Origin of the sequence: Polaromonas sp. JS666, from assembly GCF_000013865.1 — a bacterium.
GTDB lineage: Bacteria > Pseudomonadota > Gammaproteobacteria > Burkholderiales > Burkholderiaceae_C > Polaromonas.
In genome coordinates, this window is sequence record NC_007948.1 from 889,044 (window position 1) to 908,491 (window position 19,448).

At 61.3% G+C, this 19,448-nt stretch carries 22 protein-coding genes; 10 read left to right on the plus strand and 12 right to left on the minus strand.

Translation table 11 applies throughout. The features are described 5' to 3' along the window. Window positions 1–10: 10 nt before the first annotated feature. The 6 genes from aspS to BPRO_RS04290 all read left to right on the plus strand — a co-directional run bounded on the left by aspS (window position 11) and on the right by BPRO_RS04290 (window position 6,050). On the plus strand, window positions 11–1,816 hold the full coding sequence (gene aspS, locus BPRO_RS04265) for an aspartate--tRNA ligase (RefSeq protein ID WP_011481824.1): 1,806 nt from the start codon (window positions 11–13) through the stop codon (window positions 1,814–1,816). Window positions 1,817–1,977: 161 nt separating this feature from the next. After that, window positions 1,978–2,424 carry a dihydroneopterin triphosphate diphosphatase gene (nudB, locus tag BPRO_RS04270; RefSeq protein WP_011481825.1) on the plus strand — a complete coding sequence of 149 codons (447 nt, stop codon included), beginning with the start codon at window positions 1,978–1,980 and terminating at the stop codon, window positions 2,422–2,424. A 196-nt stretch (window positions 2,425–2,620) separates the two neighbouring features. After that, window positions 2,621–3,865: a cardiolipin synthase ClsB gene (gene clsB, locus BPRO_RS04275; RefSeq protein ID WP_011481826.1), complete on the plus strand. Its 1,245-nt coding sequence runs from the start codon at window positions 2,621–2,623 to the stop codon at window positions 3,863–3,865. 153 nt (window positions 3,866–4,018) lie between these two features. Further along, window positions 4,019–4,741, plus strand: a complete 723-nt coding sequence (gene folE / locus BPRO_RS04280; protein ID WP_011481827.1) for a GTP cyclohydrolase I — start codon at window positions 4,019–4,021, stop codon at window positions 4,739–4,741. 4 nt (window positions 4,742–4,745) lie between these two features. Then, window positions 4,746–5,168 carry a BLUF domain-containing protein gene (locus tag BPRO_RS04285; protein WP_011481828.1) on the plus strand — a complete coding sequence of 141 codons (423 nt, stop codon included), beginning with the start codon at window positions 4,746–4,748 and terminating at the stop codon, window positions 5,166–5,168. A gap of 63 nt (window positions 5,169–5,231) precedes the next feature. Beyond that, window positions 5,232–6,050, plus strand: a complete 819-nt coding sequence (locus tag BPRO_RS04290; protein WP_011481829.1) for a DUF429 domain-containing protein — start codon at window positions 5,232–5,234, stop codon at window positions 6,048–6,050. Window positions 6,051–6,145: 95 nt separating this feature from the next. Here BPRO_RS04290 and BPRO_RS29420 read toward each other — a convergent pair whose 3' ends face one another. Next, complete coding sequence (locus tag BPRO_RS29420) at window positions 6,146–6,289, minus strand: hypothetical protein (RefSeq protein WP_157045719.1); 144 nt, start codon at window positions 6,287–6,289, stop codon at window positions 6,146–6,148. Window positions 6,290–6,401: 112 nt separating this feature from the next. Then, a complete protein-coding gene (locus BPRO_RS04295) occupies window positions 6,402–6,944 on the minus strand; it encodes a hypothetical protein (RefSeq protein WP_041388345.1) in 543 nt (180 codons plus the stop codon). A gap of 487 nt (window positions 6,945–7,431) precedes the next feature. Here BPRO_RS04295 and BPRO_RS04300 point away from each other — a divergent pair, with 487 nt between their 5' ends. Continuing rightward, window positions 7,432–7,968, plus strand: a complete 537-nt coding sequence (locus BPRO_RS04300) for a thermonuclease family protein (protein WP_011481831.1) — start codon at window positions 7,432–7,434, stop codon at window positions 7,966–7,968. Between the two features lie 241 nt (window positions 7,969–8,209). Further along, window positions 8,210–8,701 (plus strand): BON domain-containing protein, encoded by a 492-nt coding sequence (locus BPRO_RS04305; RefSeq protein WP_011481832.1) that lies wholly within the window; start codon window positions 8,210–8,212, stop codon window positions 8,699–8,701. A gap of 157 nt (window positions 8,702–8,858) precedes the next feature. Here the strand turns inward: BPRO_RS04305 and BPRO_RS04310 are convergent, their stop codons facing one another. From BPRO_RS04310 to BPRO_RS04335, 6 genes are all read right to left on the minus strand, one after another. Then, on the minus strand, window positions 8,859–9,173 hold the full coding sequence (locus BPRO_RS04310) for a BON domain-containing protein (RefSeq protein WP_011481833.1): 315 nt from the start codon (window positions 9,171–9,173) through the stop codon (window positions 8,859–8,861). A 197-nt stretch (window positions 9,174–9,370) separates the two neighbouring features. Next, a complete protein-coding gene (locus BPRO_RS04315) occupies window positions 9,371–9,829 on the minus strand; it encodes a hypothetical protein (protein WP_011481834.1) in 459 nt (152 codons plus the stop codon). Window positions 9,830–9,850: 21 nt separating this feature from the next. Then, window positions 9,851–10,216, minus strand: a complete 366-nt coding sequence (locus tag BPRO_RS04320) for a phage holin family protein (RefSeq protein ID WP_011481835.1) — start codon at window positions 10,214–10,216, stop codon at window positions 9,851–9,853. 61 nt (window positions 10,217–10,277) lie between these two features. Continuing rightward, window positions 10,278–10,685: a glycine zipper domain-containing protein gene (locus BPRO_RS04325; RefSeq protein ID WP_232291489.1), complete on the minus strand. Its 408-nt coding sequence runs from the start codon at window positions 10,683–10,685 to the stop codon at window positions 10,278–10,280. Window positions 10,686–10,842: 157 nt separating this feature from the next. Beyond that, window positions 10,843–11,007, minus strand: coding sequence for a DUF1328 domain-containing protein (locus tag BPRO_RS28380; RefSeq protein WP_011481837.1), 165 nt, complete (start codon window positions 11,005–11,007; stop codon window positions 10,843–10,845). A 192-nt stretch (window positions 11,008–11,199) separates the two neighbouring features. Beyond that, the gene (locus tag BPRO_RS04335) at window positions 11,200–12,540 is read right to left on the minus strand and encodes a sensor histidine kinase (RefSeq protein WP_011481838.1); all 1,341 of its coding nucleotides are present in this window, start codon (window positions 12,538–12,540) and stop codon (window positions 11,200–11,202) included. Between the two features lie 139 nt (window positions 12,541–12,679). On the opposite strand from BPRO_RS04335, the gene BPRO_RS04340 reads away from it, so the two are divergent. After that, complete coding sequence (locus tag BPRO_RS04340; protein WP_011481839.1) at window positions 12,680–13,312, plus strand: response regulator; 633 nt, start codon at window positions 12,680–12,682, stop codon at window positions 13,310–13,312. A 2-nt stretch (window positions 13,313–13,314) separates the two neighbouring features. On the opposite strand, the gene BPRO_RS04345 is transcribed toward BPRO_RS04340, so the two are convergent. Continuing rightward, complete coding sequence (locus BPRO_RS04345; RefSeq protein ID WP_011481840.1) at window positions 13,315–13,710, minus strand: response regulator; 396 nt, start codon at window positions 13,708–13,710, stop codon at window positions 13,315–13,317. 364 nt (window positions 13,711–14,074) lie between these two features. Between BPRO_RS04345 and BPRO_RS04350 the strand changes: the two genes are divergently transcribed. Continuing rightward, window positions 14,075–16,069 (plus strand): AsmA family protein, encoded by a 1,995-nt coding sequence (locus BPRO_RS04350; protein ID WP_011481841.1) that lies wholly within the window; start codon window positions 14,075–14,077, stop codon window positions 16,067–16,069. Window positions 16,070–16,117: 48 nt separating this feature from the next. Here the strand turns inward: BPRO_RS04350 and BPRO_RS04355 are convergent, their stop codons facing one another. The 3 genes from BPRO_RS04355 to gpmA form a co-directional block, all read right to left on the minus strand. Then, complete coding sequence (locus BPRO_RS04355; RefSeq protein WP_011481842.1) at window positions 16,118–16,897, minus strand: HesA/MoeB/ThiF family protein; 780 nt, start codon at window positions 16,895–16,897, stop codon at window positions 16,118–16,120. A 117-nt stretch (window positions 16,898–17,014) separates the two neighbouring features. Next, window positions 17,015–18,454 (minus strand): S41 family peptidase, encoded by a 1,440-nt coding sequence (locus tag BPRO_RS04360; protein ID WP_011481843.1) that lies wholly within the window; start codon window positions 18,452–18,454, stop codon window positions 17,015–17,017. Between the two features lie 199 nt (window positions 18,455–18,653). Further along, the gene (gpmA, locus tag BPRO_RS04365; RefSeq protein WP_041388351.1) at window positions 18,654–19,397 is read right to left on the minus strand and encodes a 2,3-diphosphoglycerate-dependent phosphoglycerate mutase; all 744 of its coding nucleotides are present in this window, start codon (window positions 19,395–19,397) and stop codon (window positions 18,654–18,656) included. Window positions 19,398–19,448: the final 51 nt, after the last annotated feature.

Genomic DNA, 19,448 nt, shown 5'->3' on the forward strand with positions numbered 1-19,448 from the left:
GAGTATTTTTATGGCTATCGTTTCCCAAATGCGTTCCAATTATTGCGGTCTGGTGACCGAAAGCCTCATGGGCCAGACCGTCAGCCTGTGCGGCTGGGTCAACCGCCGGCGCGACCATGGCGGCGTGATTTTTATTGACCTGCGTGACCGCGAGGGTTACGTGCAGGTGGTCTGCGACCCGGACCGCGCCGATATGTTCAAGACCGCTGAAGGCGTGCGCAACGAGTTCTGCGTCCAGGTCAAGGGCGTGGTGCGCGCCCGCCCTGAGGGCACGGTCAATGACCACCTGAAAAGCGGCAAGATCGAGGTGCTGTGCCATGAGCTGACCGTGCTCAACCCCAGTGTCACGCCGCCCTTCCAGCTCGATGACGACAACCTGTCGGAGACGACGCGCCTGACGCACCGCGTGCTGGACCTGCGCCGCCCCTACATGCAGAAGAACCTGATGCTGCGTTACCGCGTGGCCATGGAGACGCGCAAGTTCCTCGACACCCATGGTTTCATCGACATTGAAACCCCGATGCTGACCAAGAGCACGCCCGAAGGCGCGCGCGATTACCTGGTGCCCAGCCGCGTCAACGAAGGGCAGTTTTTTGCATTGCCGCAAAGCCCACAGCTGTTCAAGCAGTTGCTGATGGTGGCCGGCTTTGACCGCTACTACCAGATCACCAAGTGCTTTCGTGACGAAGACCTGCGCGCCGACCGCCAGCCCGAATTCACGCAGATCGATATCGAGACGTCCTTCATGGCGGAGCAGGACATCCGCGACATGTTCCAGGGCATGATCAGCAACATCTTCAAGACCGTGCTGGATACCGACCTGGGCGAGTTCCCGGTGATGGCCTACAACGATGCCATGCACCGGTACGGCTCCGACAAGCCCGACCTGCGGGTGAACCTCGAATTCACCGAGCTGACCGATGTCATGGCCGATGTCGATTTCAAGGTGTTCAGCACGCCGGCCACCACCAAGGGCGGCCGCGTGGTTGCGCTGCGCGTGCCGGGTGGCTCCGAGATGAGCCGCGGCGAGATCGACGGCTACACCGAGTTTGTCAAGATCTACGGCGCCAAGGGCCTGGCCTGGATCAAGGTCAATGATGCGGGCAAGGGCCGTGAAGGGCTGCAGAGCCCCATCGTCAAGAACCTCCATGACGCAGCCATCGCCGAAATCCTCAAGCGCACCGGTGCCCGGAACGGTGACCTGATTTTCTTTGGCGCCGACAAGGAAAAAGTCGTCAACGACAGCATCGGCGCCCTGCGCCTGAAGGTCGGCCACAGCGAATTCGGTAAAAAGACCGGCCTGTTCACCGCCGGCTGGAAGCCGCTGTGGGTCGTGGACTTTCCAATGTTTGAATTTGATGAAGAAGGCCAGCGCTGGAGCGCGGTGCACCACCCCTTCACGGCACCCAAGGACGGGCACGAAGACTGGATGGACACCGATCCCGGACGCTGCATCTCCAAGGCCTACGACATGGTGCTCAACGGCTGGGAGCTCGGTGGGGGCTCGGTCCGTATCCACCGTGCCGATGTGCAGAACAAGGTGTTCAATGCGCTGAAGATCGGGCCGGAAGAAGCGCAGCAGAAATTCGGCTTCCTGCTGGATGCCCTGCAATACGGCGCTCCGCCGCACGGTGGCCTGGCCTTTGGCCTGGATCGCATCGTCACCATGATGACCGGGGCCGAGTCGATCCGTGACGTGATTGCCTTCCCGAAAACCCAGCGGGCGCAGTGCCTGTTGACCCATGCGCCGAGCCCGGTCGATGAAAAGCAGCTGCGCGAGCTGCATATCCGCCTGCGCAATCCGCTGCCGGTTTGAATGTGGCCCCCACGGTCGCTCGCTTCGCGTAGCTTCCTGCCCCCCGAGGGGGCCGCTGCGCCTGCGGCCCGGCTGAGCCGGTTCCGCGGCCCCTGCTTGAAGGGGGTGCCGTCACCACGCTTGCTCGTTGCGCCTCGGGGGCCGTCGGTGTTTGAGGAGCCATGAAGCGCTTCAAGATTCCCGAGTCGGTGCTGGTCGTCATCCATACGCCGCAGCTCGATGTGCTGTTGCTGGAGCGAGCCGACCATCCGGGCTTCTGGCAGAGCGTCACCGGCTCCAAAGACACGGTGGACGAACCGCTTTTGCAGACGGCGCTGCGCGAGGTGAGGGAAGAAACCGGCATCGTCGCCGCACCCGCGCAATTTCGCGACTGGGCGCTCTCCAACAGTTACGAGATTTACCCGGCCTGGCGCCACCGTTACGCGCCAGGGGTGACGCACAATACCGAGCATGTGTTCGGCTTGTGCGTGCCCGAGACCTGCGCTGTGACCCTCCATCCGCGCGAGCACACAGCCTGGCAGTGGTTGCCGTACCGGGCCGCCGCCGATCTCTGTTTTTCACCCTCAAACGCCGAAGCGCTCCTGTTCCTGCCACGCTTCATGGCTTGACGCGGACCCGGCCGCGCGGTTGGTCTTGTCGTTCTACTTCACGCCGGGGCCGGTGCGCTGCCCGCATCTGGGTCGCAGCCGATTGGCAAATGCAGGGCAGTCGGTTTAAATGGGCTGACAAGTCCGTCCTCATGACACCTGACACCTGACACCTGAAACCCACCAGCCCTGCCCCTCACACGAAATTCCCCGGCCCATGTCCCCACCCCACAAGTCCGAAGCCGTGCAATTGCTCGAGGGCGCCCAGGCCTTGTTTCCGGCCCTCATCGAGGCCTTTGATGCCGCGGTCAACTGGATACAGCTGGAAACCTATATTTTTGATGTTCACGGAGTCGCAGCGGAGGTGGCCGAGGCGCTGGCGCGGGCAGCGGGGCGCGGCGTGACGGTGCAGGTGCTGGTCGATGGCATCGGCACCGGTCCTTTGCCGGCCGAGTGGCAAAAAAAGTTCAGCGAAACGGGCGTGCAGTGGTGCGTCTACTCACCGCTGGGTACCGGTTTCGGCGGGTTGGGCGGCTTGGGCATGCTGCTGCCAGACCGCTGGCGCAGGCTGCACCGCAAGCTGTGCGTGGTAGACCAGCGCGTGGTTTTTTGTGGCGGCATCAATGTGCTGGATGACTTCTACGATCCGAACCATGGGGAGCTCCAGTCCCCGCGCCTGGATTTCGCCGTGGCTGTGACCGGGCCGCTGGCCGCCGATGCTGCCGACGCCGCCGCCCTGCTGTGGTGGCGCGTTCAGGCCGGCTACAGCGCACGGCAAAGGCATTTGAGCGCGGCGTGGGAAAAGTTCAAGGCGGCCGGTTACGGCGGCCGCACCGGCAACGGGATGCTCACCGGCCGGCCACATTTCAGGCTTGTCGGTGCGCCGGGCGCGCGGGCCGCGCTGATCTTGCGCGACAACCTGCGCAACCGCAGCAGCATCGAGCGTGCTTACCGCAAGGCGATTGGCCAGGCGCGCCAGGAAATCATCATTGCCAACGCTTATTTCCTGCCCGGCGGCAAACTGCGCCGCGCCCTCATCAATGCGGCCAGACGCGGTGTGAGCGTGACCCTGCTGCTGCAGGGACGCTACGAATACTTCATGCAATACCATGCGGCGCGGCCGGTGTACGGCGCCCTGTTGGCGGCAGGGGTGGAAATCCATGAATACGAGGCCAGTTTTCTGCATGCCAAGGTGGCCGTCGTGGACGGACGTTGGGCCACGGTGGGCTCGTCCAACCTGGATCCGCTCAGTTTGCTGCTGGCCCGGGAGGCCAATGTGGTGGTGGAGAACAAGGCGTTTGCCGAAGCGTTGAGAGACCGCCTGTGCGTGGCCATGACCAGCTACGGCCGGCGCATCGACCCCGCCGTCTACAGCCAGCGGCCGCTGGGCCAGCGTCTGCGGGGCTGGATGGCCTATGCCCTGATGCGACTGGCCTTGCTGATAACCGGACAGCGTTACTGAGCCCATCGCCCCGGCACTGGCGGGGGAGCCGTGGCAGCCCCTATTTTGCTATCAAATATATAGCTTCATGCGCTTGTGTCCTGTGGGCTGGGAGCTTAAAACCTTGTAAATTTCGGGACAAGACTGTTTCAGGACGGGCTGGTAATATCAGGCATGCTTATGAAATCCACCACGCACCCCCAGGGGTCCACCGACGAGGGAACGCCCGTATCCGTGAAGATCCGCGAGCGCCTGCATCAGGCACGCAAGCGTTTTCATGCGAACGACAACATTGCCGCGTTCATTGAACCGGGCGAGCTCGAAAAGCTGCTTGACGAAGTTGAAGTCAAGATGCAGACCGTGCTCGACAGCCTGGTGATCGATACCGCCGGCGATCACAACACCAACAACACCGCGCGCCGCGTCGCCAAGATGTATCTGAACGAGGTGTTCAAGGGCCGTTATGTGCAGCCGCCCACCATCACCGAATTCCCCAATGCCGAACACCTCAACGAATTGATGATCGTCGGGCCGATCACCGTGCGCAGCGCCTGCTCGCACCACTTCTGCCCGGTCATCGGCAAGATCTGGATCGGGGTGATGCCCAATGAACACACCAATGTGATCGGCCTGTCCAAATACGCGCGGCTGGCCGAGTGGGTGATGGGGCGCCCGCAGATCCAGGAAGAGGCCGTGGTGCAGCTGGCCGATCTCATCATGGAGAAAACACAGCCGGATGGCCTGGCCATCGTGATGGAAGCCAGCCACTACTGCATGGCCTGGCGCGGTGTCAAGGACATGGACAGCAAGATGATCAATTCGGTGATGCGCGGCGTATTCCTGAAGGACCCCAACCTGCGCCGTGAATTCCTTGCCCTGATTCCACAGAAAGGATGATCCCATGTTAGTCCGTTTGCTTTATGCCAGTCGCGCGCTGGACACCCGTCCCGATGCGATTGAGGCCATTCTGACCCAGTCGCGCCAGTACAACCCGACCTGCGGCATCACCGGCATTCTTTGTTACGGTGGGGGGATTTTTCTGCAGGCCATCGAGGGCGGCCGCATGGCCGTCAGCGAGCTGTATGGCCACATCCAGCGGGACCCGCGCCACAAGGACGTGGCGCTGCTCGACTATGAAGAAATTTCCGAACGCCGCTTCGGCGGCTGGACCATGGGGCAGGTCAACCTGCTCAAGCTCAACCACTCCATCCTGCTGAAATATTCCGAAAAGCCGGAACTCGACCCTTACTCGGTATCGGGCAAGGTATCGATGGCCTTGCTGGAGGAATTGATGGCGACCGCCGCCATCATTGGCCGGGCCTGATTGCTGGCACGGTTTTCATTGTGACCGGCGTGATGGTGCTGCTGGCAGTGGGTGCATGAGCATATGACGTCCGGCCTGCTGATCGGTTGCGACTTTTCCAGCAGTCCCACACGGCGCAAGCCGATCGTGATGGCTGCGGGCACTGCATCGCAGGGGCGGGTGCTGCTGGCCCGTCTCGAACGCGTGGCCTCACTGGATGAATTTGATGAATGGCTGCGCCGTGAAGGTGCCTGGATCGCTGCCTTCGATTTCCCGTTCGGCCTGCCGCGTGAATTGGTGGTGCATCTCGGCTGGCCCGAGCAGTGGCCAGCCCTGATTCGCCATTACGCCAGCCTGAGCCGGCCGGAGATACGCGACACCTTCGCCGCCTTTTGCGATGCGCGCCCCGTCGGAGGGAAGTTTGCCCACCGCGCGGCAGACAGGCCGGCCGGCTCCAGTCCATCCATGAAGTGGGTGAATCCGCCTGTGGCCTATATGCTGCATGCCGGTGTGCCCCGGCTGCTGGAAGCTGGCGTGCACCTTCCGTGCCTGCACGAGGGGGATGTCAACCGTGTCGCGCTGGAAGGCTATCCCGGACTGCTGGCCCGGGAGGTGCTCGGCAACCGGTCCTACAAAAGTGATGACCGCGCCAAGCAGACAGCCGATCGCCTGATTGCGCGCAAGGACCTGATCACCGCACTGGAGCACGGACAGACCCGGCTGGGGGTGCGCCTGAAGGTCAGCCATGCCCAGCGGGACGCCCTCGTGGACGATGCCAGCGGCGACAGCCTGGATGCCGTGTTGTGCCTCATGCAGGCGGCGTGGGCAGCGCAGCAGGGTGCCCCCCACTATGGCTTGCCACCCGACACGGACACGCTGGAAGGCTGGGTGGTCACTGCCTAGAATACGATGCGATGCGCCAGATTTGCTGGTTATTCGTAAGGGGTATCCGCTTAGCTCCAGCAATCGGATTTAACTGGATGTCCATCCAGTTAATGCTACTCGCTCGATGACGGCGAAGACAAGCCCTTGATGACGCTCTGGTAGGTCACCGGCTCGTAAAACTCCCTGATGTCGAGTTCGGCGCCGAAGTCGCGGATGTAGCGGCGGTAGTCCGCCCAGACCTGAGCCGAATAACACATGGGTGATCCTGACTCTCGATTTCCTCTTCGGCCCCCACGCATCGCCCGCGGTTCCGGGACAAGGAAATCGGGCGGCCCATCGAGGTGACTGCCAGCGCGATGGCTCAGGGGCCTACGAATGAATGTGTTCCCCACCGCTTTCTTGCCAACGTTGCTGGATTTGCAAGGCATCTGCATCGGAGTGCGCTTTCACACCAAGCAGAATGCCGCCTACACGGAGTCCGACTTCGTACTGCTCGACGCGCGAGTCCGGAATGCCCCAATTCTTGAGTATTCCCATGAGGCCGATCGCTACACCAGTCGCTGCGGAAGCTATCAGTGCTATGGCGAACGGCCCGGCAACTATCCCGAAGCCAGGAATCAGTAACACGCCCACAGCTGCAACTACCGGCGCAAGCGTGCCCACCGTCCCACCCACCGGACCACCCCACGTGTTGTTCGCTGGGTTGTTGATATCTGCTGCAGCGGCCTTCTCTTCCAGATCAGTCGTATCTGGATGATCTGTGGTCGGGTTGTGGGCGAGAAAGTATCGTTGGCGAACTTCGTCGGACATGACCACATTGACATCGCTCTTGTCGTAGCCCAGGTCGACAACGGACTGGAAAGCGAGCTCCGCGCTGTCCTTGTCCTTGAACAAGCCAGTGACCATGGTCATCGCATTCTCCTTGTCGCAGTCAGAGTAGGGAGCAACCTTGCTTTTGGAGGATAGTAAGTTCAAACGCCCCTTTTCGGTGTCGGTCGCACGCAGCCAACCCTGTGGCCTCGGTGCGGAGCCGCTCGAACAGCGACGTCGGTGGCGAACCAGTCGAGAAATTCGTTCCAGCTTTGCGGGTAGTCCTTCCCAGCTTGTGGCGCTAATATCTGGTTATCCATCCAGCTATTCTGAACCTGCTGGAGCTAAGCGGATACCCTGTTTATTCGTACAGTTCTTCGGGTACATTTGGTGTTCAATCCGGTCAAGCTGCGCCGGGTCCTGCGCTCGGTCTTTAGGGGGGCTCTTTAGGGGCGTCAGTAGAGGCTCGGCTTCGGTGCCGGCGGAAAGGCACAAGACGCACAGGACGGTCGCGGTGCCTGTAAAAAATCATTAATTTCGGCCGAAAATCCGTCAGGCAAGGAATCGTGCGTTATCAATTTAACAGTCTATGAGCCTGGCAATCCGTGACGAGGTGAAAGCGCTCGCGGCCCTCGCCCTGGCGGTCTGGCTGGCCTGTTGCGGTCCCGCGCGTGCGTCGGCTCCGGCCCAGGCCATGTGGGTGGGCGTGGTGACCTATGTCGTGGATGGCGACACCGTCTGGGTGCGGCCAGCGGATGGCGGCAAGCCCGTCAGCGTTCGAGTGGACGGCATTGACGCCCCCGAAATTTGCCAGCCGGGAGGTGGCATTTCCCGCGATGCGCTCAAGCGGCGGGCCCTGGGCCAGCGCATCGCGGTTTTCGGCAGGCGCCACGACGATTACGGTCGGCTGCTGGCCCGGCTGGAATTGAATGGCGATGACCTGGGCCAATGGATGGTCTCGCAAGGCCAGGCGTGGTCGTATCAGTATGGCCGGCGTGCGGGCCCCTACGCCCTGCAGCAAAGCCGCGCGAAAGCCGCAGGACTTGGTCTTTTCTCGCCGTCTGATGCCATGCCCCCGGTCTATCCCCGGGCCTTTCGCAAGCAGCATGGACCTTGCCACGCTTGAGCCTGTGAACAGTTTCCTGAATTGCGGTGTTTTCTGAAGATGCCAGTCCGGCGCCGGATGAGGGATTTGGATTTGTCCTACGGCATCTTCGGCCGGCGCCGACCTGACAGGGGCGGGGTCCATGGCTAAGGTCGAGAGACACGGCTCAGGATCGTCGCCTGCTGTGTGGTCCGGCCCCACTTGCTCGTTGAGCGTGCCTGGTGCCTATTTCACGACGACAGGATCACGAACAGGAGTACTCATGAAAGAAACACCTTCCGATCATTGCAAGCCCCGGGTGAGGCTGACAGGCAGTTTGCTGGTCCTTCTTTTCGCCTTGAGTGCTTGCGGCAAGCAAGATGATGGCAAAACGGCCGGCCAGCAGCTGGACACCGCCATTGCGAAAACCGAACAGGCCGCCGAGAAAGCGAAAGCCAAGACCGAAAGTGCCATGGCCAATGCCGGTGTGGCGATGAAAGATGCGACCCGGGAGGTTGAAGCCTCCGGCAAGCAGATAGCGGACAAGGCCGGGGAAAAGATCAACGACGTGACCATCACCGCCGCAGTGTCGTCCGGGCTTGCCAGGGATCCCGAGCTGAGCGCCCTGAAAATCAATGTGGATACCAAAAATGGCGCTGTCACCTTGACGGGCTCTGCCCCTACCGAAGCTGCGCGCGAGAGAGCCGGCACCCTTGCCAAAACTGTCAAAGGTGTGAATTCGGTCGAGAACCGGCTCACCGTGAAGGCGGGTTAACAGAGAAACGCTGCCGCATGACCTCCACCGGCCAGGTGCAGGTGGAAGCAGGCGGAAAAAGCAGACGATGAAAACTCCACCGTCTGCCTTCGGTTGACCCTTTACAGTGCTCACCGCCTCCAGAAACCTGAAGGCGGCGGGTACCGGTCAGGGACGGTCAGGGACGAACGACGATGTCGTTGCGAACGGCCTTGACGTTCTTCACGCCACGGGCAAGATCTTCAGCCTGGGCTTTTTCCGTGCTTGATTTGGCAAAGCCGGACAGCTGAACCGTGCCATTGAGCGTTTCAACGCTGATGGACATGGCTGAGACGGTCTTGTCCCCCACGAACTTGGCCTTCACCGCGGTCGTGATGGCCGCATCGTCAATGTAGGAGCCGGCCGTCTCCTGGCCCCGCCCAACGGCGCAGCCGCTGCCAATGACGGTGATGCCGGCCAAGGCCGCGAATGCAATTGCGCGAGCGTATTTCATATTATTTTCCTCTTCAGTTGTTGAATGAACCGGTGCTGAGTTAAAAAGCCTGCCGATCAGCCGCACCACGCCAATCGACCAGCGGTAATCATGGGGGTCTTCTGCGACCGTCTCTGGATTCGTCGGTCTGCACGGCGTCCCGGTGGCCATGAGCCCGAAAGCCCCAGGCCATCCCCGGCGGTGGTGAAAAGTCGAGCTTATTCATAATGGCTTTCCCGGGGTTCTGCGTCTTGCCCGGAGCCGGACAGCATGGAAAGCAGGACACTTGAAAGCTGGGGCGCCTTGAGGGTTGCCAGCAACACGCCACCCAGTGAAACCAGGCGCCAGGGACGCAGCACCACGGCGGCAGCGCCGATGCCTGCGGCGATGCCCAGGAGTTTGAAGGGTTGCTCTTGCGCAAATTTGCCAATCATCGGCCGGGCCAGATCAAAAGCGGCACTCCCGGGATGATGGCGCCACCAGGCCTGCATCGCCCCCTTGGCCACTGCCCACGTCCCTCCCGCACTTGCGCGAGTCTCATCGGTTTCATCGAACGGATGCTCGTTTCGCCTGTCTGAAGAATGTGAAGATTGGCCGTCACGCGTCATGTGCCGGACGATCGCCTGGCGGCTGGCCGCGAGGCGTTCTTGCGGTGTGGGGGCTGTGACGGTGGGCATGGCGGAAGGATCTCAGACGTCTCAGGCGACCATGCGCAACGCGCGCGCGTCAGTGTCGATCTGCGCCTTCAATTCAGGAAAGCGTTCGCTCTGGAGTGGTTTTTTGGCGCGGACGATGGCAATGAGCAGCAATACCAGCACAAAGCCAGGCACGACAACCAGCACCCAGTGGAAGTTGTTCTGCATCAGCCCCAGCATCAATGCCACGCCCGTCAGCCCCAGAAAAACTGAGGCCAACAGCACCGCCAACACCCAGTTCACGGTCCGGATCAGCAACTCGGAACCAGCGCTGGAAGCTTCCTGATGAAACAGCGCGGCATACGCCGAGACATGATCCACGATCAGGTCAGGCCTCTGGATCAGGGTTGAAAAAAGTGGGTGCAGCATGATGGTGGAGTGGGTTGGTTAAGCATCGGCGACGAGCAGGAGCGACCTTGATAACGCCTTCTCAATAACGCTGTTCGTTGCGATGGCGTGAAGAGGAAATCAGCAGGGCCACGGCCGCACCGACTGCCGCCGCAATGAGTATCGAACGCATGGGTTGCTCGGACACATACCGCGTCGTGGCACCTGTGGCGCGGGAGAGTGAATGCTGGGCACGCTCTTTGGCCTCGGATGCCAGGTCCAGGCTCTGACGGGCCAGCTTTTGGGCCTTGGATGCGAGCATGTCCACAACGGGGTCCACGCTACCGCGCAATTCGCGCACCTTGTTTTCTGCCTTGTCCAGCGCATCATTCGCATGGTCCCTGGTCGATTCCACGGCCTTGACGGCATTGGCGAGCAGCTCATCGGAGGCCTGGCGCATGCCGGTCATGGTGTCAAGGCCGGTGGGGGAGGAGGGCATATTGGGGGTCATTTGGGAATCCTTCAGGAGTTGGGGGTTCGGAGGGGCAAAGGGATAAACGGCGATATGCAGGTGGGTCTGTGACGGGGGCTTCGCGTCATGCCTTGCCCGGCAATGAAACCGGGAAAGGCGCCGGGACGGCGTCGCCACGGTGCCGCCGCAGGGCGCGTCAGTTCTTTTTGATCAGGCCCATCACAAAGCTGACCACAGCCATGATGGCGAAGATGAAGAAGAGGATCTTGGCAATCTCAACGGCGCCTGCCGCGATACCACCGAAGCCGAAGATGGCGGCGATCAGCGCGATCACCAGAAAAACAACGGAATAGTGCAGCATCTCGATCTCCTTGCATGACTGGGTTGGTCGGCGTTTCGTTGTCGAAACTTTGAAACGCCCTGCAGCAAGGTTAAAGACAATGGCGGTCTTTTCTCATCGGCTGTGGACGGGTGCCCCTGTCAGTTCCAGGGGGGAGGCGCTGTAGGAGGGCGCTGACAGTTTGTTACTGTTGGGCGCCCGCGTGCGGTCCGGTCAAATCGTTTTGGGCAGCACGGCAGAAATCCGCGTGCCGCTTCCCTCGGTGCTGGTGACCGTCAGGCGACCGCCGGCGGCCTCCACGCGATGGCGCATGCCCGCCAGGCCGTGGCTGGTGGGCCCCACGCTGTCCACTCGGAAGCCTTTGCCGTTGTCCTTGACCTCCACGGAGATGTATCGGTCGAAATTGTGAAGGCTGATCTCGGCCTGGCTGGCCGCGGCATATTTGGCGATGTTGGTCAGCGACTCCTGCACCAGCCGGTACACCGTCAGCTGGGCCGAACCGCCAAGTTCCACTGACTCCAGGTCGGTGGTGATGGACAGGCCGGATCGCTCCTCGAATTCCCGCGCCAGAATTTCCAGGGAGGCCACCAGACCCAGGTGGGACAACGAGGAGGGGCGCAAATCTTCGACAATGCGGCGCTTCAGGGCAATACCGCTGTTCAGCGTGCTGGTCAGGTGCTCCAGGCGTTCTGCCGCTTCCGGCAGGTTGCCCGCCAGGCGTGACCGCAGTCTGGCGACATCCAGTTTGGCGGCTGTCAGAAGTGCGCCCAGTTCGTCGTGCAGCTCGCGGGCCAGGTGGCCCCGTTCATCCTCGCGCACATTCTGCAAATGGGTGGCGAGTTCTGCCAGGGTGGCGGTGCGCTCCCGCACCTGCTTTTCCAGCAGGTCACGCTCGCGCTGCAGGGACTCCTGCTCGCGCCGGCCCGAGGCGAGCAGGGCCTTGGTTTGCAGCAGGTACATGTAAAAAGCCAGCAGGCCGGCCAGCGCCATGGTGGCCACGCCGATGCGGGACAGCTGCAGTGTTTTCTTGATCTGGGCCTGGCCCAGTTCCATCTTGCGGATGCTGCTGGCGGCCAGCTTGGACGATTGCACGCGAATCGCCTCCATGTGCTCCTTGCCGACATCCGTGGTCAGGACAAATTTCCAGGCATCTTCATTGCCTTCCTTGCGCATGCGCACGCTCAGGTCCATTTCGGCCAGTTTTCGCGAAATATGCCGCGACATGACGCCGAACTCCGCGAGTTCGTTCCGGTAGGGGATGAACAGCTGACGCAGCACATCCAGGTTCTGGCTGATATCTGCCGTGGCGTTGTTGTAGGGCTCCAGATAGCGCGGGTCGCCGGTCAGCAGGTAGCCTCGTGAGCCGGTTTCCGCATCCAGCATGCGCTGCAGCAATTGATTGATGGCTTCACGGGTTTGCTGCGCCTCCTCGATGTTGGCCGCCGCCGCCGTGGACTCGTGAAAACTCGCCTCATTGATGAAAATGAGGATGGCGGCGGCCAGCACCGCCAAGGGCAGGCTGATGGCCATTTTGGGGATCGAAAATTTTTTCACGGCTGGCTCCGTTGGATACTTCGGGGAATAATTCGTCAATAATGGGCACTAAAGCCAATGCGGATGTCCGGTCCGGCCATCCTTTTCATTGCGTTGATTGCGTTGCCTGCTCGTGCGGGCTTTATGGAAAGACAGCGACATGATAAAAATTGGAATTGTTGATGACCATGCCATCGTGCGTTCGGGACTCAAACAGTTTTTCTCGGACCAGGTGGATCTGCGTGTCGTCGGTGAGGCCGCCAGCGGCCGCGAGGCGATTGACCTGGTTCGAAATGTCGAGCTGGACATTCTGGTCATGGACCTGTCCATGCCCGGCCAGAGCGGCATCGATGCACTGGCCATGATCCGCGCCAAAGCCCCCGACGTCGGCATTCTTATCCTGAGCGGCTACCCCGAGGAACACTATGCGGTCAACCTGATTCGCCAAGGGGCCAGTGGCTACCTCAACAAGGAGTGCGATCCGTCTGAAATTGTCGATGCCATCCGTGTCATCTCGCTTGGCAAGCGCTACATCACGCCGGCGGTGGCAGAACTGCTGGCGCAACAACTGAACCGGCCCCACGACGTCGCCTCCCACGAGCAATTGTCGGAACGGGAGTTTCAGGTGTTCCTGAAGCTGGCCAAAGGGGAAACGGCCGGTGATATTGCAAAAGCGCTTTCGCTGAGCGTGAAAACCGTCAGTACCTACAGAACCCGCGTGATGGAAAAAATGAGTCTGGCGTCGAACAGCGATCTGACCTACTACGCGCTCAAGAACAAGTTGATTGACTGACTTCAAGCAGTACTGCCGCTCTGCTGGATGCCGCTCTGCTGGATGCAATAGTCCACCAGCGCGTCAATTTCGTTGGACTTGTCAAACACCGCATCGACGCCCAGCTGCGCGCACCGGTGCCGGATGTCGGTGGTGGCGTAATTGCTGAGCACCACCACCTTCTGTCTCGGCTGGCGATCGCGGCAAGCTGCGAGCACCCCCAAGCCGCTCCCCTGCTTCAAAAACAGATCAACGATGGCCAGGTCCCATTGGTCACTGTTGTTGGTGAGCCAGGCTTTACCTTCGTTTTCGGTTTCTGCGGTTCCCACAGCACTGACGCAAGCGAGTTCTTCAAGGGTGCCGATCAGGTTTTCCCGAATGGTGGGGTTGTCTTCGACGATATAGGTTTTCAGTCTCACTGATCAGGTCCAGGTGGGGCGGCACGGTTCGCGGAAGATTGACGAAGCCCTCAAAAGTGAACACGCCGTGTTTCTTAATGTATCGTTGCCTCGAGGGTGATTCTGCCAGTGACTCTGTTCAGCACTTGTAGGATGTTTCCTACTTCCCCGCTTTTCGTTATCTTTTAGAGACTGTAGGTACTTGCCCACAGCTTTTCATCGCGCAGGACGACTGTCTGAACCGGCTTGCCCATCGATAGTGAAGGCTCTGCCCTGAAGATGCGCACGTGAGCCCTCTCAGGTTCACTGCGCGGTTCCGCATCGATGCCGTGTCGGCCAATGCAGGGACAGAATGTTGAGGCGGGCCTGAAACCCGCCGGGATGCATGACCAAATCGTTGCTTCACTCCGCTGTTTTTCGCAGATCACTTGCGGGCCTTGCGGCCCTGGTCGTCGTTCTGGTGCTGGTGATTCTTTTTTTCCCCTGGGATGTTCTCCGCGGCCCGATCAATCGTCATGTATCGGACCAGCTGGGGCGCCGCTTCGAGATCACCCAACATCTCGCGGTTCATCTTGGGCGAACCGTCACTGTCAAGGCCGATGGCGTGGAAGTCGCCAACCCAGAATGGGCCACTGAGCCCTATCTGCTCAAGGCCAGCGTCGCTGAATTTGACATCAAGCTGTGGCCGCTGCTGTTTGGACAGGTCGAACTGCCACGGATTGCATTGATCGCGCCGCAATTTGGCCTGCAGATCGAACCGGACGGACGGCGTACCTGGGCGCTTTCGCGCGATACGTCCGATGAGAGCGCTGTGCCTGTCATCGGGTCCTTGCTCGTAGACCAGGGTTCGCTGAAATACCTGTCGGCGGCGCAGGGCGCCAATATAGCGGTCACATTTTCCCTCTCTCCGGAGTTAGCCGGTCCGCTGCCCTTGAGCTACAAAGCTGCCGGTAAATGGAAAAATGAGGTCTTTAGCGCCAGCGGACGCACCGGCGGCGTGCTGCAGTTGCGCGCGAAAACCCAGGCACCTTTCCCCATCGAGATCAGTGCCCTGGCGGGAAAAACCAGCCTGAAAGCCCAGGGCTCGATTGCCAACCTCGCAGACCTTGCAGGCGTGGATGCCACATTTGACCTGCGGGGCCGCAATCTCGAAGAGTTGTATAAATTGGTGGGTGTTGTGCTGCCTTCCACGCTGCCCTACAAGGTTCGCGGCAAGTTGGCCAAGCACGGCAAGGTATGGGCGGTCAGCCAGATTCAGGGCGTGTTGGGCAGCACTGACATCAACGGCGCCCTCCGCTTTGATCAGTCGGCGGCGGTGCCTGTTTTGACCGGCAATTTACAGTCAAAACTGCTGGACTTTGGGGATCTGGGGCCGATGATAGGCGCAACGCCCGCTGCCAGCAAAGCGGCCGAAGCCAAGGCCAAAGCACAAGCCGGGACAGAGCAGCCGGGCCGGGCCACGGCGTCTTCACGCAAGGTATTGCCCGCGACCATCCTGAGCCTGGCCAGACTTCAGGCCATGGATGCCGACGTGACCTACTCGGCGGCGAATATCCGGCATGTGCAGGCGCTCCCGCTGGACAAGGGCAGCGCCCACATCAAATTGAATGCGGGCGTCCTGCAGTTGAGCCCTTTTTCGCTGGGCGTGGCTGGCGGGTCGGTCGCCGGAAGCCTCAAGGTTGATTCCAACGTCGCGCCTGCGGCGTTCACTGCCCGGCTGGATGTGCGTGCGGTGCAGCTGAATCAGCTGTTCCCCAAAGTGGAGACAACCAGGAGCAGTCTCGGAAAAATCAGCGGGCAGTTCGACTTCCAGGGGCGTGGGGCTTCCGTGGCGCAAATCCTGGGATCTGCCTCGGGGCAAGTCGCCGTTCTCATGGGCAAAGGACAGATCAGCAACATACTGCTCGAATTCCTGGGGCTCGATGGCGGGGAGGTCATCAAGTTCCTGGTGCGCGGCGATCGCAATGTGCAACTGCGCTGCGCTGCGGCCGCCTTTGACGTGAACCAGGGCCTGATGACCAGCCGGGCCATCGTGCTGGATACGACCGACACGGTGATCAATGGCCGTGGCCGGGTGAGCCTGGCCGATGAAACGCTGGATATCGTCCTGGAACCGGCTCCCAAGGACCGCAGCATTCTGAGCCTCAGGTCACCGCTGCGGATTGGTGGGACCTTTGCATCACCGTCGGCCGGACCGGACAAGGGTGCGCTGGCCGGCCGCGCCGGTATCGCCCTGGTGCTGGGCGCCATCAACCCGCTGCTCGCGCTGGCTGCCACAATTGAAACAGGCCCCGGTCAGGATGCGGATTGCAGCGAGGTTCTGGCACAGGCCGCCAAGCCTAATGGGGGCTCCAGACCTGCTGCGACGGCCACCCGGTGAGTGGCGGGTGACCCTGGGCGCAGGGACCGGTTCTCGAGGCCCCCCGGCTCAATCAGTGGTAGTAGGTGTAGGCGTGGGAGCGGAGGCACCACAGACCGTGCAGGCGATGTTTCGCGCCAGTTTCATTTCGCTCCACTCCATGGTTCGGCCATCCAGCATCAGCAGCCGCCCGGTCAGTGGCTGCCCGACGCCGCAGAGCAGCTTCAAGGCTTCGGCGGCCTGCACGGTCCCCACGATGCCGACCAGGGGGGCAAACACACCCATGGTGGCGCAGCGGGTTTCTTCGAACAAATCCGACTCCGGAAACACGCAGGCATAGCAGGGCGATTGCGCGCTCCGCGGGTCATAGACCGACACCTGGCCGTCAAAGCGGATAGCCGCGCCGGAGACCAGAGGCTTGCTGTGCCTGACACATGCACGGTTAATGGCATGGCGGGTGGCAAAGTTGTCGGTGCAGTCGAGAACCAGGTCAGCCTCCCGGACCAGTTCGTCAAGCAGCGCACCCTCGGCCCGCTGCGTGACCGGGATGACCTGGACATCCGGGTTGATGGCCGCCACGGACTGCACCACGGACTCTGCCTTGAACGTACCGATGCGGGCCAGGTTGTGGGCAATCTGCCGCTGCAGGTTGGTGGCATCCACGCGGTCATGGTCGACAACGGTGATGCGGCCCACGCCGGCACTGCCGAGGTACAGGGCCACCGGAGAACCCAGGCCGCCCGCGCCCACAATCAGCACGCGCGAGGACAGGAGCTTTTCCTGGCCCTCAATACCCAGTTCGTCGAGCAGGATGTGCCGGGAATAGCGGAGCAGCTGTTCGTCGTTCATGGGAGAAAGGGGACATAAGCCGGTACGTACCCGCGTCGGCGCAGGGGCAGCGCACGGGTGGATCCGATCAGGTGGACGGGAGCCGACGACCTGATCGTTACCGGCCTACAGACTGGCCTAGTTTTCTTTTTTCTCGTTTTTGGGCTCGACCACCGCCGTCTTGCTGACCAGCACCGGCCGGCCCTTGAGCTGGTTGATGGCCTGCGCCAGCTGGAAGTCCTTGTCGCTGCCCAGTTCGGGCGGGCGGCGCTGCTCCGGCGTCTTTTTGGCCTCTTCTTCCAGGCGCTTCAAGGCTTCCTCGCGGGCTTTTTCCCGGCTGGCATCCTTGACTTCAGAGCCCTGGCCGCTGTTGAGATGCTTTTCCAGATCGGCTTCGCGCGTGCGCAATGCGGCAAACGGGCTGCCTTCGGCGGTGTCGTCCACCATCACGTCGGGAACGATGCCGCGCGCCTGGATGGATTTGCCGCTGGGGGTGTAGTAACGGGCCGTGGTGAGCTTGATGCCGGTATCAGGGCCCAGCGGGCGCACGGTCTGGACCGAGCCTTTGCCGAAAGTCTGGTTGCCCATGATGGTGGCGCGTTTGTAGTCCTGAAGGGCACCTGCCACGATCTCGCTGGCGGAGGCTGAGCCTTCATTGACGAGCACCACCAGCGGCACCTTCTTGATGGCCGCGGGCAGGCGCTTCAGGGGATCAGCTCCGTTGCGGCGCTGGTAAAACTCCGGGGACGCCTTGTAGGTGAATTTGCTTTCTGCCAGCTGGCCGTTGGTGGAGACCACCGTGACGTTCTCCGGCAGGAAGGCGGCTGACACCGCAACGGCCGCATCCAGCAAGCCGCCGGGGTCGTTGCGCAGGTCCAGCACCAGGCCCTTGAGGTTGGGCTCCTGCTTGTAGATCTGTTCCAGCTTGGTGACAAAATCTTCCACCGTGCGCTCCTGGAACTGGCTCAGCCGGATCCAGGCGTAACCGGGCTCGACGACCTTGCTGCGCACAGACTGGGTACGAATTTCCTCGCGCGTGATGGTGACGGGAAATGTGCGGTTTTCGTCCTTGCGGAAGATCGTCAGCAGCACCTTGGTTTTGGGCTCGCCACGCATTTTCTTCACCGCGTCGTTGAGGGACAGGCCCTTGACGGCCGTGTCGTCGATCCGGGTGATCAGGTCATTGGGTTTGAGGCCCGCGCGATCGGCGGGTGAGCCTTCTATCGGGGAAACCACCTTGACCAGGCCGTCTTCCTGGCTGATCTCGATGCCGACACCCACAAACCGTCCGGAGGTACCCTCGCGAAACTCCTTGTACGATTTTTTGTCGAAATAGACGGAATGCGGATCCAGGCTTGCCACCATGCCCGAAATGGCGTCCGTAATGAGTTTCTTTTCGTCAACCGGTTCGACGTAGTCGGTCTTGACCATGCCAAAAACGGCGGCCAGTTGCTGCAACTCTTCGAGCGGCAAGGGGGTCAGGCCGCCGCGCGCGACGGCCTGGAGTTGCACTGTGGTGAGGGCACCTGCCACGGCACCGATCGAAATCCAGCCTGCTATCTTGAGCTTCTGACCCATAAATCACCTTCGTAAACCTGTTGGAGAACCCTTGTTCCCCTATCACTGGAACAATATACACCTTGGAGAAAGACCCGGCGCCGCAGTTCCATTGTCGGGCCCCCAAGGACGCAGCCGGGAAGCCGTAAAAGTACCGGAACCGTCGGGTTTTACAGGACCTTTACAAAAAAGCAGGTCCATCAGGTCCGAAAGGCCGTGTTCAGGCCTTGCCCTGGGCGCTGACGGCCGCCACGGCCCTGGCAGCGGCTTCGCTGTCGCCCAGGTAGTAGTGGCGCAGGGGCCTGAGCTGGGCATCCAGCTCATACACCAGCGGAATGCCGTTGGGGATGTTGAGTCCCACGATGTCGCTGTCGGAGATGTTGTCCAGGTACTTCACCAGCGCGCGTATCGAGTTGCCGTGGGCAGCCACCACCACGCGCTTGCCGGCCTTGATGGCGGGTGCCATGGACTCATTCCAGAAGGGCAACACCCGCGCCACCGTGTCTTTCAGGCACTCCGTCAGCGGCACCTGCTCGGGCGGCAGCTTGGCATAGCGGGGGTCGCCGCGTTCGCAGCGCTCGTCGTTGGCCGCCAGCGGCGGGGGCGGCGTGTCATAGCTGCGGCGCCAGATCAGTACCTGGTCTTCGCCATATTTTTTGGCTGTCTCGGCCTTGTTCAGGCCCTGCAGCGCGCCGTAATGGCGCTCGTTCAGCCGCCAGCTGTTCACGACCGGCAGCCAGGTCCGGTCCATCTCGTCCAGCACATGCCAGAGGGTGCGGGTGGCGCGCTTGAGCACGCTGGTGTAGGCCAGGTCAAAGTCGTAACCCTCGGCCTTGAGCAGCTTTCCGGCATCCTTGGCTTGCTGGATGCCGGTTTCCGTCAGGTCGACATCGGTCCAGCCGGTAAATCGGTTTTCAAGGTTCCAGGTGGATTCGCCATGGCGGATGAGTACGAGTTTGTACATGGTGTGGCAGTCGGGTGGGAAGGAGAGGGATGAAGTGAAAACGGGGGTGAG

Bases quoted from the DNA above. Each gene is read 5' to 3' on its own strand.
- BPRO_RS28380 (WP_011481837.1), bottom strand. From the start codon at position 11,007: ATGCTGCACTATTCCGTTGTTTTTCTGGTGATCGCGCTGATCGCCGCC.
- BPRO_RS04340 (WP_011481839.1), top strand. From the start codon at position 12,680: ATGATAAAAATTGGAATTGTTGATGACCATGCCATCGTGCGTTCGGGA.
- BPRO_RS04315 (WP_011481834.1), bottom strand. From the start codon at position 9,829: ATGCCCACCGTCACAGCCCCCACACCGCAAGAACGCCTCGCGGCCAGC.
- BPRO_RS04355 (WP_011481842.1), bottom strand. From the start codon at position 16,897: ATGAACGACGAACAGCTGCTCCGCTATTCCCGGCACATCCTGCTCGAC.
- BPRO_RS04360 (WP_011481843.1), bottom strand. From the start codon at position 18,454: ATGGGTCAGAAGCTCAAGATAGCAGGCTGGATTTCGATCGGTGCCGTG.
- gpmA (WP_041388351.1), bottom strand. From the start codon at position 19,397: ATGTACAAACTCGTACTCATCCGCCATGGCGAATCCACCTGGAACCTT.
- folE (WP_011481827.1), top strand. From the start codon at position 4,019: ATGCTTATGAAATCCACCACGCACCCCCAGGGGTCCACCGACGAGGGA.
- BPRO_RS04320 (WP_011481835.1), bottom strand. From the start codon at position 10,216: ATGCTGCACCCACTTTTTTCAACCCTGATCCAGAGGCCTGACCTGATC.
- BPRO_RS04310 (WP_011481833.1), bottom strand. From the start codon at position 9,173: ATGAAATACGCTCGCGCAATTGCATTCGCGGCCTTGGCCGGCATCACC.
- BPRO_RS04300 (WP_011481831.1), top strand. From the start codon at position 7,432: ATGAGCCTGGCAATCCGTGACGAGGTGAAAGCGCTCGCGGCCCTCGCC.
- BPRO_RS04285 (WP_011481828.1), top strand. From the start codon at position 4,746: ATGTTAGTCCGTTTGCTTTATGCCAGTCGCGCGCTGGACACCCGTCCC.
- BPRO_RS29420 (WP_157045719.1), bottom strand. From the start codon at position 6,289: ATGTGTTATTCGGCTCAGGTCTGGGCGGACTACCGCCGCTACATCCGC.
- BPRO_RS04295 (WP_041388345.1), bottom strand. From the start codon at position 6,944: ATGACCATGGTCACTGGCTTGTTCAAGGACAAGGACAGCGCGGAGCTC.
- BPRO_RS04325 (WP_232291489.1), bottom strand. From the start codon at position 10,685: ATGACCCCCAATATGCCCTCCTCCCCCACCGGCCTTGACACCATGACC.
- BPRO_RS04305 (WP_011481832.1), top strand. From the start codon at position 8,210: ATGAAAGAAACACCTTCCGATCATTGCAAGCCCCGGGTGAGGCTGACA.
- BPRO_RS04290 (WP_011481829.1), top strand. From the start codon at position 5,232: ATGACGTCCGGCCTGCTGATCGGTTGCGACTTTTCCAGCAGTCCCACA.
- BPRO_RS04350 (WP_011481841.1), top strand. From the start codon at position 14,075: ATGACCAAATCGTTGCTTCACTCCGCTGTTTTTCGCAGATCACTTGCG.
- clsB (WP_011481826.1), top strand. From the start codon at position 2,621: ATGTCCCCACCCCACAAGTCCGAAGCCGTGCAATTGCTCGAGGGCGCC.
- nudB (WP_011481825.1), top strand. From the start codon at position 1,978: ATGAAGCGCTTCAAGATTCCCGAGTCGGTGCTGGTCGTCATCCATACG.
- aspS (WP_011481824.1), top strand. From the start codon at position 11: ATGGCTATCGTTTCCCAAATGCGTTCCAATTATTGCGGTCTGGTGACC.